We start from the raw sequence: 11,956 nt of genomic DNA on the forward strand, positions 1-11,956 counted from the left end.
GGATAAAGCACCCAATCCATCACCGTGGGTCGTGTTGGATTTTCCGGGCAACCAAACTTGCGGTTGCCCGGATGATTTATGCAATCACGTCAGGTCTTTATAGCTGATCTCGCGCGCATCCGCGCCTGGTCCAGCTTTTTCACGGCGCACAATCAGGCGGTTGAGAGCGTGGATATAAGCCTTTGCTGACGCCACGACGGTGTCGGTGTTTGCCGACTGGCCGGTTGCGATCATGCCATCCTCTTCCAGGCGCACGGAAACCGTCGCCTGTGCGTCTGTGCCCTCGGTTACGGCATGAACCTGATAAAGCTGAAGCCGTGCTGTGTTAGGGTAAATCGCACGGATCGCCTTAAAGGTCGCATCCACCGGGCCGTCGCCATGTTCGGTGGCGATTTTGTCCACGCCTTCAACCTCCAGTTCGACCGTCGATTCCGCCTGACCACCCGTGCCGCAAGTCACCTTCATCGAAACCAGTTGCAGGTGGTCGTCAGCCTCGTCCAGCGTCATCAGTGCAATGAGATCGTCGTCGAACACCTCTTTCTTGCGATCTGCCAGGTCCTTGAACCGGACGAAGATATCCTTGAGCTGGTTGTCGCCCACCTCAAACCCCAGCGTTTCGAGCTTGTCGCGCAAGGCTGCGCGGCCCGAATGTTTGCCAAGCGGCAAGGATGTTCCCGAAAGACCAATGTCCTCAGGACGCATGATTTCAAAGTTTTCGCGGTTTTTCAGCATCCCGTCCTGATGGATGCCACTTTCATGGGCAAAAGCGTTCTTGCCGACAATCGCCTTGTTGAACTGCACCGGAAAGCCCGAGACCGTCGCAACCCGACGCGAGATGTGCATGATCTTGGTGGTGTCGATGCCAGTGTGCCACGGCATGATATCGTTGCGCGTGCGCAGTGCCATGACAACTTCTTCCAGCGCCGTGTTGCCAGCGCGTTCGCCCAGACCGTTGATGGTGCATTCAATCTGGCGTGCACCACCTGCCACAGCGGCCAGCGAGTTCGCGGTCGCCATGCCAAGGTCATTGTGGCAGTGGGTGGCAAAGATCACGTCATCCGCCCCCGGCACCGTTTCGATCAGACGCTTGATCAGGTCCGCGCTTTCTACCGGAGCGGTATAGCCCACCGTATCCGGGATGTTGATCGTGGTTGCCCCGGCCTTAATTGCGATCTCGATCACCCGGCACAGGTAATCCCATTCGGTTCGGGTCGCGTCCATCGGAGACCACTGCACGTTTTCGCACAAGTTGCGCGCGTGGCTGACCGTTTCGTGGATCTTGTCTGCCATCTCGTCCATCGTCAGGTTCGGGATGGCGCGGTGCAGCGGCGAAGTGCCGATGAATGTGTGAATGCGGTTTTTCTCAGCGTGTTTTACCGCCTCCCAGCAGCGGTCGATATCGGCAAAATTTGCGCGGGCCAGACCGCAGATACGGCTGTTCTTTGACCGCTGTGCAATTTCGGTCACAGCCTTGAAATCGCCTTCGGACGCGATGGGGAAACCGGCCTCGATGATATCGACGCCCATGTCGTCCAGCAGCTCGGCGATTTCGAGCTTTTCGTCATGGGTCATGGTGGCGCCGGGGCTCTGCTCGCCGTCGCGCAAAGTGGTATCGAAGATCAAGACGCGGTCTTGGTCGGTCACGTTGGTCATGGGGTTCTCTTTCTTCTTCTGTCCTAAAGCCTATGGCGCGCTGGCGTCCTCCTCTGAGCGGGCGCGCCGGATGGCACGCTCAGAGGCGGATTAGGATCAGTAGGCCACGCAGCGACGCACCGCGAAGGGCGGTGTCGACACAAGGGATATCTGCGCGGTTGATCATGGGATTGAGGTTATACAGAGCCCGCCGGGAATGAAAAGAACCAATTTGCAATACGCGAACTTCTGGCAACTGCCCTTGTTTCGACCGCCTTGATTGTTTGCACAGCGCCGCTAGCTGATCATGGATGGAAACTGCATTGACAATTGGTGCTTCTGGCGGGATTGGCGCAGCTGTTACCAGGCGGCTGGTTGAGCAGGGCGTTTCGGTTACGCGTTTGTCCCGGTCGGAGGACGGCTTTGACCTGACCGATCCGGACGGGGTGATGCTGAAGCTTGAAAACCTACCAGGTCAGTTTGATCTGATTCTGGTGGCTTCGGGCGCCTTGGAGATAAACGGCGCAGTGCCAGAAAAAACCCTTCGGGCGATTTCAGCCAAAGCCATGATGGATCAGTTTGCGTTGAATGCCGTTGGTCCGGCATTGGTGCTAAGCCACGCGTATCATCTGTTGCCGCGACATAGACGATCTGTATTCGCGGTGCTGTCGGCGCGGTTGGGATCAATCGGGGATAATCGAACAGGCGGCTGGATCAGCTACCGCGCGGCCAAGGCAGCGGTCAATCAGGTCGTCCGTACTGCCGCAATTGAATTGGCCCGAACACATAAACAGGCGATTTGCGTCGCCCTTCACCCCGGCACGGTAAAAACAGAGTTCACGAACAAATACCTGGGTCGTCATCCTGCCGTCGAACCTGAAGCAGCCGCCGATAACCTGTTGAACGTGCTACGCGGGTTAACGCTCGCTGATACCGGCGGGTTCTATGATTGGGCCGGTAAGCCGGTCCCGTGGTGAGCCTTCACCCGTCCGAGGTTCCGGTTGCCTCTGTATTTGCGTCCAGGTTGGGTTGCGGGGCAGGGGTGTCAGCGTCGCTCTGCTGGTCCGAGGTCTGATCCGGCAACACGCCGTTTTCCCAGACACCGCTTTCCTCCTGGCCGTTGGCATAGCGCATCGTCCCACTGCCCTGCCGTTTGTTGTCGACAAAGCTGCCCTCATACACATCCCCGTTCGAGTAGGTCGCGGTACCCACGCCGTTGATTTTTCCGTCCGACCAGTCGCCCGTATACTTGAACCCGGCAGGGGTTATGATTTCCCCTTTGCCGTGCCGTTTTCCGTTCAGGAAATCACCGGTGTAGACCGTGCCATCGGAATAGGTCGCCTTGCCTTTGCCCTGACGCACGCCTTCAACCCAGTCGCCGTCATATACCGAGCCATCTGCGCGCGTAACCACACCCTTGCCGTGGCTTTGCGCGTTCTTGAATTGGCCTTTGTAGATCATACCATTGGTATAGGTGGCCGTGCCCTGACCCTCGATAACACCCGCGATCCATTCGCCTTCATAGGTCGATCCGTCCGGATAGGTGATGCTGCCGTTTCCTTCGGCCAGATCGGCAACGAAATCGCCGACATAGACAGAGCCATCCGGATAGGTCACTTCGCCAAGGCCTTCAATCTGCCCGGCGTTCCAGTCGCCGGTATACACAAAGCCGTCTGTTCCGGTGAACGTTCCTTTGCCGTGGCGGCGGTCGTCGACAAAATCGCCTTCGTACACATCCCCTTGGGCGTGGGTCACTTTGCCCTTGCCGTGACGGCGCCCTTCTAGAAGCTCGCCTTCGTATACGTCACCGTTGGAGTAGGTCAGGTTACCCATCCCGGTGATCTGGTCCCCGGACCAATCCCCTGAATACACCATCCCGTCTGGCATTGTCTGTGTGCCGGTGCCATCGCGCAAACCTGCGTTGACGTCGCCGTCGTAAACGCTGCCGTCGGCATATGTGATCTTTGCTTTGCCCTGCCGTTCACCGTCGACCCAGTCGCCGTCATAGATATATCCGTCGGGAAAACTCAGCACGCCCTTGCCATGTCGCTGGGCGTTCCTGAATTCACCCTCATAGCGCGTGCCGTTCGTGAATTCAGCGATGCCGGTGCCGTTGATTGACCCGTTGGACCAATCGCCCTCGTAGCTGCTGCCATTGGCATAGATAATCTTGCCGCGCCCTTCGGGCTGACCCTTGGCGAACATGCCTTCGTAGACTGACCCGTCGGGGTAGTGTGTGGTACCCTGACCCTGAATTTCGCCTTCTACCCATTGCCCGGTGTATTCAAATCCGTTCGGCAGCCGATACGTTCCTGTCCCGTGCCGCAACCCGTTCTCATAAGTGCCTTCATAGACACCGCCAACTTCATCATCCTTGACGATGACGGTCCCGTCCTGCGCGAAAGCAGTGGCCGCTGTCAGGCTCATCCCCGCCGCCAAAATTGAGTTTCGGATCACGTTCATTTCTGGTCCTGTCTGCCCGGTCGTCGCTGGTGATATCTCTTTCGCAAAACTAAGGTACCGTTGCGGGCAGAGCAACGGCTTTTGCCGCATTGGTCTTTTACTCGCGCGGTGATCTGCTAAATGGCAATAGGACTTACGAGGCAAGAGGGCAGCATGGCCGACCGTTTCCGCATCACTCTGGCGCAACTGAACCCGACCGTTGGCGATATCGAAGGCAACGCGGCCAAGGCCGTTGCGGCATGGGAGCAAGGCAAGGCAGCGGGCGCGGATCTGGTGGCCTTCCCCGAGATGTTCATCACCGGCTACAACACGCAGGATCTGGTTCTCAAACCGGTATTCCACCGCGCAGCCATGGCTGCGGTCGAAGCGCTGGCCGCAAAATGCGCTGAAGGTCCTGCAATCGCCATTGGTGGTCCCTGGGTCGACGATGGAAAGCTGTACAACGCCTACCTGATCCTGAAGGGTGGCCGGATCACCAGCAAGGTTCTGAAGCACCACTTGCCGAATGAGACGGTGTTCGACGAAGTGCGCTTGTATGATGCGGGTCCATTGGGTGGGCCGTATTCGGTAGGGAATTTCCGGATTGGCAGCCCGATCTGCGAAGACAGCTGGCACCCGGACGTGGCAGAAACGCTGGAGGAAACCGGGGCCGAGTTTTTGTTGATCCCCAACGGGTCGCCTTATTTCCGGGATAAATACGATGTGCGACTGAACCATATGGTCGCGCGCGTGGTCGAAACCGGCTTGCCGCTGATCTACTTGAATATGGTTGGCGGGCAGGATGATCAGGTCTTTGACGGTGCCAGCTTTGGCCTGAACCCGGGCGGGGAACTGGCGTTCCGGATGCCTGTTTTTGACGAACTGCTCTCGCAAGTCGATCTTGAGCGCGGCGAAGACGGCTGGCGGATCGCATCAGGTGAAATCGTGCCTCAACCGGATGAGTGGGAGCAGGATTATCGCGCAATGGTGCAGTCCCTTCGCGACTATATGGGAAAAACCGGTTTCAAGAAGGCGCTGCTGGGCTTGTCCGGCGGGGTCGATTCCGCGCTGGTTGCGACCATTGCGGTCGATGCCATCGGGGCCGAAAATGTCCGCTGCGTGATGCTGCCGTCGGAATACACCAGCCAGGCCTCGCTTGACGATGCCGAGGCGGTCGCCAAAGCGCTGGGCGTGCATTATGACTACGTGCCGATCTCGGACAGCCGCGCAGCCGTCACCAGCACTTTGGCACCGCTGTTTGCAGGGCTGGATGAAGGGTTGACCGAAGAAAACATTCAATCCCGCCTGCGCGGGTTGCTGTTGATGGCGATCTCGAACAAGTTCGGCGAAATGCTGTTGACCACCGGCAACAAATCCGAGGTCGCCGTGGGCTATGCCACGATCTATGGCGACATGAACGGCGGCTATAATCCAATCAAGGATCTGTACAAGACCCGTGTGTTCGAAACCTGCCGCTGGCGCAATGCCAATCACCGAGACTGGATGATGGGCCCTGCAGGCGAAGTGATCCGTCCCTCTGTCATCGACAAACCGCCCAGTGCGGAACTGCGCGAAGATCAGAAAGACAGCGACAGCCTGCCGGATTACCCGGTGCTGGACGGAATACTTGAGATCCTGGTCGATCAGGACGGATCGATCGCGGATTGCGTCGCCGCCGGGTACAACGAAGCAGATGCGCAGCGGGTCGAACATCTGGTCTATATCAGCGAGTATAAACGGTTTCAGTCCGCCCCCGGTACGCGCCTGAGCAACCGCGCGTTCTGGCTGGACCGGCGGTATCCGATTGTGAATCGCTGGCGTGATCGCCCCTGATTGCCGCAATTCGTGCGCTGACTTGGAAACAGTAAAGTTTCCCTCCCTTTGATTGTTTTCCGATTTCTCGTTATGGGCCTGCCACGGGCGCGAAAACCGGCCTCTGACTTGTCGCAGTGACAACTTTCTGCCACATTTTAGCTTGAAAATTGCCCTATGTGGGGCGGGTGCGACGCAATTCTCAAAGTCGCGAGTTGATTTTGATGAAGTGTGACGCATCCGGGGTTGGATGTCTGAGTAAATGGTTTGGTTTTGACATGTATGAGGAATATCAAGGATCGCATCATGCTCTTTTGAAACGGCGGACGATGGAATCTCCGCCGCAGGAGCTGGATGAGGAAAAGCTGGAAGCGGCGATTGCCGGTGTCCTGAATGAACAGCGGCTGTCCGACGAACAGGCAGCGGCGTCGCTTCGGGCTGAGTTTCCAAGCTTGTTGCCGCAGAAGGACGTAACCGCGCAGACCGTGCAAAAAGACACCGGATTGACCGCGAAGCTGCGTCAGAAATGGGCGGAACTGTCCGGCGCAGCGTGATGTGCTGAGGATTTTCGTTGCCATTGGCGTCTGGGCCACAGGCGTAAAAATAGTGCCGACGTTGTGACAATTCGTGTTGCCAAACTTCTGGGTCTTGGTCCCCATACGGGTTCAGGCGACAGAGTATTGCGTATTTATGACGGCACCAAAACCGAACCCCGTAGAATCCGATCTTGCCCTTCCCAAATCTGTTGATGTTGTCGTTGTTGGCGGCGGCATAATCGGCGTTTCAACCGCGCTGGAACTGGCTGAACGCGGCGCTTCCGTCCTTTTGTGCGAAAAGGGGCAGATTGCAGCTGAACAAAGCTCGCGCAATTGGGGGTGGGTGCGTTTGGGCATGCGTGACCCCCGCGAAATTCCCCTGATGCAAGAGGCGTTGCGGATCTGGCAGACCCTTGATGCCCGCCTGGATGGCAATACCGGCTATGCGCAATCCGGCATTCTTTTCGGCGCGTCCGGCAAGCGGGGAGAAGTCAACCTGAAGCGTTGGATGTGCCATGTGGAAGGATTGCAGACCGGGGCAAAAATGGTGTCGGGACGCGAGTTGGCAGAGTTGTTGCACGGGCACGAAACCGGCCTGACATCTGCTCTGTACATGCCGCAGGACGGGCGGGCTGAACCGCAATGGGCCGCCCCGGCCATTGCCGAAGCCGCACGTCGTCTAGGTGCTGTGATCATGACAGGCTGCGCTGTGCGAAGTGTGGACATTCAGGATGGGCGTATTGCTGGTGTATTCACCGAACGCGGCAAGGTCGCCTGCGGGCGCGTGGTTTTGGCGGGGGGTGCGTGGTCGCGTCTGTTTGCGGGTAATGCAGGTATCAACCTGCCGCAGCTTAAGGTTCTGAACACAGTTCTGCGGACCTCTCCGGTGAAAGATGGGCCCGAAACTGCGCTATGGTCGGATGATTTTGCGATCCGAAAGCGCGCAGATGGCGGGCACACCATCGCGTCGGGACATCAGAACACGGTCGATATCGTGCCAGACAGTTTCCGGCTGGGGTTGCAGTTTCGTTTTGCCTTTGCGCAGGAATGGAAATCCCTGCGTTTTCGCTGGTCAAAACAGTGGGCTATCGAGGCCCGTCAGAACAGAAAATGGTTGCCGACCGACGTGACCCCGTTCGAGCTGTGCCGGGTTTTGGATCCTGAACCTTCGCAGAAGTTTTTGCGACAAGCCTGGGCCAGTGCACGAAAAGGGTTCCCTGCCTTGCAGGACAGTGAAATCGTCCAAAGTTGGGCGGGTATGATTGATGTTACCCCCGACGCCATTCCCGTAATCTCGGGCGTGGATGACATGCCGGGTATGTATATCGCCACGGGCTTTTCCGGCCACGGCTTTGGCATCGGGCCCGGCGCCGGCCGCCTGACGGCTGACCTTGTCACTGATTCAACCCCTTGTGTGGATCCGACCGCGTTCCGCCTGTCTCGGTTCACCGACGGCTCAAAGGTGCGACCGGATCCGGGTTACTAGGGGCTTAGCCCATCATCTGATAGCTGACCGGAACAAAGCGGAAGCCCTCGCCTCGTGTCTCGACAAAGCCCGCGGCAGGGAAGGGCATGTGATAGCCGACCATCGGCACCTTGTCGGCTGCCAGCATGCCAAGAACATTACGGCGCGCGGCTGTCGCGGCGGCCTTGTCCATGTCAAACCGAACCTCCCATTCCGGATGGGCAAAGGACCACACGTAATGGTTGGCCAAATCCGCTGTCAGCAGAAGGCGCTGTCCGTTGCTCTCCAGATGATAGACCGTATGGCCCGGAGTATGGCCGTGGGCCGCAACCGCAGTTATGCCCGACGCCACTTGCTCTCCATCACCGATAAAGCTCATCTTCTCGGCCAGCGGCGTGACTTTTGCGGCCACAAGATCACCGACATTGTTTCCGGCCTCTTGCGCGGACCAGAAATCGTATTCCGTTGCCGAGGTCACATAGCGTGCGTTGGAAAAGGTCGGTGCGCCATCCGTTGTCATGCCGCCAATATGGTCTGGATGCATATGGGTCAGCACGACAACGTCGATCTGATCCGGGCTGACACCTGCATCGGCCAAAGCGGCCTGAATGCCACCCTGCCCCAGACCGGTGTCGAACAACACCAGTTCCGATCCGGTGTTGACCAGTGAGGGGGTGAAGAAGAACTGGGCGGTGTCGGCGGGAATAAAGTTCTCTGCCGAAACCTTTGCGAAGTCTTCATCAGACGCGCCACCGCCAAAGATATCCTTGGCGCCGTCGCGCGGCAGGCTGCCATCCAGCAGGGTCGTGACGGTAAAGTCGCCGACCTTGAAGGATTTGGCGATGGTCGAGTTGGCCTTGGCGTCAGAGCCTGCGGCCAAAACCGGCGCTGCTGCCGTGGCAAACGGCAAGGCGGCAGCAGTTCCCAAGGCGGCACGGCGCGTAAGTTTGATTGTCATTATCGTTCTCCCTGTCAGAACACCTTTAGAAAAACTAGAACGTTGTGAGATTCTGACCAGATGTTACGACATCCACGTAGGGTGCATGGATGAACAATACGTGTTAATTTTTGTTCATGTCGCGATCGCAGAACAAAACCGTTCCAACGGATCAAAGCGTAGAAGATTTCCTTAATTCGGTCCAATCAGAACGTCGGGCCGAGGAGGCGCGCGCTCTGGATGAACTGTTTCGGGCCACCACCGGGTTTGATCCGGTCATGTGGGGCCCGTCGATGATAGGGTATGGCCGTTATCACTATCGCTACGCCTCGGGCCGGGAGGGCGAATTTCTTGCAACCGGATTTTCCCCGCGCAAGTCGGCGCTGGTGATCTATATCATGCCGGGTTACGCGGATTTTGGCGGCATTCTTGCCCGGTTGGGCAAGCACAAGCTGGGAAAGTCCTGCCTGTATGTGAACACGCTGGCGGATATCGACATGCAGGTTCTGTCGGAACTCATCCGCGCCGGGTTGGACGACCTTGGCAGGATATGGCCCGTGGAACCGCGTTGAATCACCTGAGGGATCAAGCGGCGGCTGGACAAAAACGCGCCCATGTGACAAGAGCCGCGCCAACAGGAGACACCCATGACAACCACCCGTTTCGCCCCGTCGCCCACCGGTTACATCCATGTGGGCAACCTGCGCACCGCCCTGATGAACTATCTGATCGCCCGCAAAGCAGGCGGTACGTTCATCCTGCGCATCGATGACACCGACCCCGAACGCTCGAAAGAGGAATATGTCGATGCCATCAAACAGGATCTTGAATGGCTGGGTTTGCACTGGGATCGTGTCGAGCGTCAATCCGAGCGTTTGGACCGCTACGCCGAAGCGGCTGACAAGTTGCGCGCGATGGGGCGGTTCTATGAAGCGTTTGAGACGCCGACCGAGCTGGACCTGAAGCGCAAGAAACAGCTGAACATGGGCAAGCCGCCGGTTTATGACCGAGCCGCGCTGAACCTGTCGGATGCCGAGAAGGATGCCTTGCGCGCGGAACGTGGCAACGGTGTCTGGCGTTTCAAGCTGGATCACGAACGGATCGAGTGGACCGACGGTATTTTGGGCGACATCTCGATCGATGCGGCCTCGGTTTCTGATCCGGTGCTGATCCGTGGTGATGGGCAGGTTCTTTATACTATCGCTTCGGTGGTAGACGACACTGAAATGGGCGTGACTGATGTCGTGCGCGGCTCGGACCACGTGACCAACACTGCGACCCAGATTCAGATCATCAAGGCACTGGGCGGGGATTGCCCGCGCTTTGCGCATCACTCGCTGCTGACCGGCCCGCAGGGCGAAGCTCTGTCGAAACGCCTGGGTACGCTGGCCCTGCGCGATCTGCGCGAACAGGGCGTGCAACCGATGGCACTGCTGAGCCTTATGGCGCGTCTGGGTTCGTCCGATCCGGTCGAACTGCGCTCGGAAATGGCCGAGTTGATCGACGGCTTTGACGTGAGCCGGTTTGGTGCCGCGCCGACCAAGTTCGACGTGCAGGACCTGTTCCCGCTGACCGCGAAATACCTGCAATCGCTGCCGCTGGCGAATGTGGCCGATGCTGTCGCGGATGCCGGGGTGCCTGCTGAGTTGGCCGAGCCGTTCTGGGCCATGGCGCGGGAAAACATTACCACTTTAGCCGACCTCAAAGGGTGGTGGGACCTGTGCCGTGATGGTGCCGAGCCGTTGGTTGCGGATGAAGATCGCGAGTTCATCGCTCAGGCCATGTCGCTGCTGCCCGAAGGCCCGTTTGATGGCGACACCTGGGGGGCCTGGACCAATGCCGTGAAAGAGGCAACAGGCCGCAAGGGGAAAGGTCTGTTCATGCCGCTGCGCAAGGCGTTGACCGGTGCCGAACGTGGCCCGGAAATGGCTGCGTTGCTGCCGTTGCTGCAGGTGATCCGCGCGCGCGGGTAAACCGCTACTATTCCAGAAAAAAGGGTCGTGCCCAGGCGCGACCCTTTTTATGCCAGCTGCTCAATCCGGGCCGACAGTCTGATCAGTCGATCATCAACGAAGTCACGTTCGGCTGGTTTCAGTTGTTGATGTCGTGGGTAACGGGGCTCGGCCCGGTCATTCAGGATCGGGGCATCCCAGCCGCTGGTTGTTGCAAAGAATCGGTCTGCCCCGTCCTCTCCAAATGCCCGCAGATAGCCTTGCACGACAACGTCGATATAGCTGAGCAGCAAGGGATGGCGGTTGCTGGGCTCGTTGTGCCGACCCTGCGGGACGGCGTAGACCGCTATTTCGACGTCATGTGTCAGCGGATGTAAAACCGACCGGGTTGCCGGAATTCGGTCATAGGCCCATTCCCGTTCATCCAGCGCAGCCCAGTCGTTCCTTGGGACATGCGCGATCATTCCCTCAATTTCAGACTCCGGGTCCGGGACAGCTGTCAGGAACGCGACCGGCCGCAGATCGGTATGACGCCATGCGCGTTTCCAACCCTTCAGCTTTGCCGGGCGGGGGTCGGGGAAATCATGTGTGGCGAGGTTCACAAGGCTTCCATAGCCAAAGAAATAGGGGTCGGCCATGCGAGAGGTGTCCTTTGGGTCGATTGATGTATGTCAAACCGCTTTTTTCCGCGACATGCAATAAGGCTTCATCTTTTATTCAGGGAGGCCCTCATGCGGATTACCAAACGGACGAATATCGCTGTGCGCCTGTTGATGTATTGCGCCGCACACCCGGACCGGCTGGTCACCAAAGCCGAGATCGCCGAAGTCTGCAACATCTCGGAAAACCATCTGGCTCAGGTGATCAACCAGTTAAGCCAGTTGAATTACCTGAGCACTCAGCGCGGCCGCAACGGCGGTATGTCGTTGGCGCGCCCGGCAAGCCAAATCCGGATCGGCGCGGTGTTTCGGCATGTCGAAGGGGCCTTGCCCATCGCCGAGTGTTTTGCGGATGCGGATAACACCTGTCCTTTGACCGATGCCTGTAGGCTGCGGCTGGCATTGCAGGATGCGGCGGAGGTTTTCTATGCATCTCTGGACGAAGTGTCGTTGGATGCGCTGGTTTGTGACAACGACCCGTTGCTGAAGCTGTTGCAGCCCGTGGCCTGCATACGCTGATC

At 58.3% G+C, this 11,956-nt stretch carries 11 protein-coding genes; 7 read left to right on the top strand and 4 right to left on the bottom strand.

What is annotated here, in order from left to right:
* Positions 1-84: 84 nt before the first annotated feature.
* Positions 85-1,653: a 2-isopropylmalate synthase gene (locus ACR3E2_RS16025; RefSeq protein ID WP_480483242.1), complete on the bottom strand. Its 1,569-nt coding sequence runs from the start codon at positions 1,651-1,653 to the stop codon at positions 85-87.
* Between the two features lie 290 nt (positions 1,654-1,943).
* Here ACR3E2_RS16025 and ACR3E2_RS16030 point away from each other — a divergent pair, with 290 nt between their 5' ends.
* On the top strand, positions 1,944-2,609 hold the full coding sequence (locus ACR3E2_RS16030) for an SDR family NAD(P)-dependent oxidoreductase (protein ID WP_480483244.1): 666 nt from the start codon (positions 1,944-1,946) through the stop codon (positions 2,607-2,609).
* A 4-nt stretch (positions 2,610-2,613) separates the two neighbouring features.
* On the opposite strand, the gene ACR3E2_RS16035 is transcribed toward ACR3E2_RS16030, so the two are convergent.
* A complete protein-coding gene (locus ACR3E2_RS16035; RefSeq protein ID WP_480483246.1) occupies positions 2,614-4,095 on the bottom strand; it encodes an MORN repeat-containing protein in 1,482 nt (493 codons plus the stop codon).
* Between the two features lie 153 nt (positions 4,096-4,248).
* Here ACR3E2_RS16035 and ACR3E2_RS16040 point away from each other — a divergent pair, with 153 nt between their 5' ends.
* From ACR3E2_RS16040 to ACR3E2_RS16050, 3 genes are all read left to right on the top strand, one after another.
* Positions 4,249-5,907, top strand: a complete 1,659-nt coding sequence (locus tag ACR3E2_RS16040; RefSeq protein WP_480483248.1) for an NAD+ synthase — start codon at positions 4,249-4,251, stop codon at positions 5,905-5,907.
* A 308-nt stretch (positions 5,908-6,215) separates the two neighbouring features.
* The gene (locus ACR3E2_RS16045) at positions 6,216-6,440 is read left to right on the top strand and encodes a hypothetical protein (protein ID WP_245220582.1); all 225 of its coding nucleotides are present in this window, start codon (positions 6,216-6,218) and stop codon (positions 6,438-6,440) included.
* A gap of 136 nt (positions 6,441-6,576) precedes the next feature.
* Positions 6,577-7,908: an NAD(P)/FAD-dependent oxidoreductase gene (locus ACR3E2_RS16050; RefSeq protein WP_480483250.1), complete on the top strand. Its 1,332-nt coding sequence runs from the start codon at positions 6,577-6,579 to the stop codon at positions 7,906-7,908.
* A 4-nt stretch (positions 7,909-7,912) separates the two neighbouring features.
* Here the strand turns inward: ACR3E2_RS16050 and ACR3E2_RS16055 are convergent, their stop codons facing one another.
* A complete protein-coding gene (locus tag ACR3E2_RS16055; RefSeq protein ID WP_480483251.1) occupies positions 7,913-8,845 on the bottom strand; it encodes an MBL fold metallo-hydrolase in 933 nt (310 codons plus the stop codon).
* Positions 8,846-8,961: 116 nt separating this feature from the next.
* Here ACR3E2_RS16055 and ACR3E2_RS16060 point away from each other — a divergent pair, with 116 nt between their 5' ends.
* Positions 8,962-9,396, top strand: a complete 435-nt coding sequence (locus ACR3E2_RS16060) for a DUF1801 domain-containing protein (RefSeq protein ID WP_480483253.1) — start codon at positions 8,962-8,964, stop codon at positions 9,394-9,396.
* A 75-nt stretch (positions 9,397-9,471) separates the two neighbouring features.
* Positions 9,472-10,797, top strand: coding sequence for a glutamate--tRNA ligase (gene gltX, locus ACR3E2_RS16065; protein ID WP_480483255.1), 1,326 nt, complete (start codon positions 9,472-9,474; stop codon positions 10,795-10,797).
* 47 nt (positions 10,798-10,844) lie between these two features.
* Here the strand turns inward: gltX and ACR3E2_RS16070 are convergent, their stop codons facing one another.
* Complete coding sequence (locus ACR3E2_RS16070; protein WP_480483257.1) at positions 10,845-11,414, bottom strand: gamma-glutamylcyclotransferase family protein; 570 nt, start codon at positions 11,412-11,414, stop codon at positions 10,845-10,847.
* A gap of 93 nt (positions 11,415-11,507) precedes the next feature.
* Between ACR3E2_RS16070 and ACR3E2_RS16075 the strand changes: the two genes are divergently transcribed.
* Positions 11,508-11,954: an RrF2 family transcriptional regulator gene (locus ACR3E2_RS16075; RefSeq protein WP_209598591.1), complete on the top strand. Its 447-nt coding sequence runs from the start codon at positions 11,508-11,510 to the stop codon at positions 11,952-11,954.
* Positions 11,955-11,956 lie beyond the last annotated feature (2 nt).

Source organism: Ruegeria sp. AL7, from assembly GCF_056536105.1.

Coding starts and splice junctions, on each gene's coding strand:
- gltX (WP_480483255.1), top strand. CDS start 9,472: ATGACAACCACCCGTTTCGCCCCGTCGCCCACCGGTTACATCCATGTG.
- ACR3E2_RS16075 (WP_209598591.1), top strand. CDS start 11,508: ATGCGGATTACCAAACGGACGAATATCGCTGTGCGCCTGTTGATGTAT.
- ACR3E2_RS16070 (WP_480483257.1), bottom strand. CDS start 11,414: ATGGCCGACCCCTATTTCTTTGGCTATGGAAGCCTTGTGAACCTCGCC.
- ACR3E2_RS16045 (WP_245220582.1), top strand. CDS start 6,216: ATGGAATCTCCGCCGCAGGAGCTGGATGAGGAAAAGCTGGAAGCGGCG.
- ACR3E2_RS16040 (WP_480483248.1), top strand. CDS start 4,249: ATGGCCGACCGTTTCCGCATCACTCTGGCGCAACTGAACCCGACCGTT.
- ACR3E2_RS16050 (WP_480483250.1), top strand. CDS start 6,577: ATGACGGCACCAAAACCGAACCCCGTAGAATCCGATCTTGCCCTTCCC.
- ACR3E2_RS16025 (WP_480483242.1), bottom strand. CDS start 1,653: ATGACCAACGTGACCGACCAAGACCGCGTCTTGATCTTCGATACCACT.
- ACR3E2_RS16030 (WP_480483244.1), top strand. CDS start 1,944: ATGGAAACTGCATTGACAATTGGTGCTTCTGGCGGGATTGGCGCAGCT.
- ACR3E2_RS16055 (WP_480483251.1), bottom strand. CDS start 8,845: ATGACAATCAAACTTACGCGCCGTGCCGCCTTGGGAACTGCTGCCGCC.
- ACR3E2_RS16035 (WP_480483246.1), bottom strand. CDS start 4,095: ATGAACGTGATCCGAAACTCAATTTTGGCGGCGGGGATGAGCCTGACA.
- ACR3E2_RS16060 (WP_480483253.1), top strand. CDS start 8,962: ATGTCGCGATCGCAGAACAAAACCGTTCCAACGGATCAAAGCGTAGAA.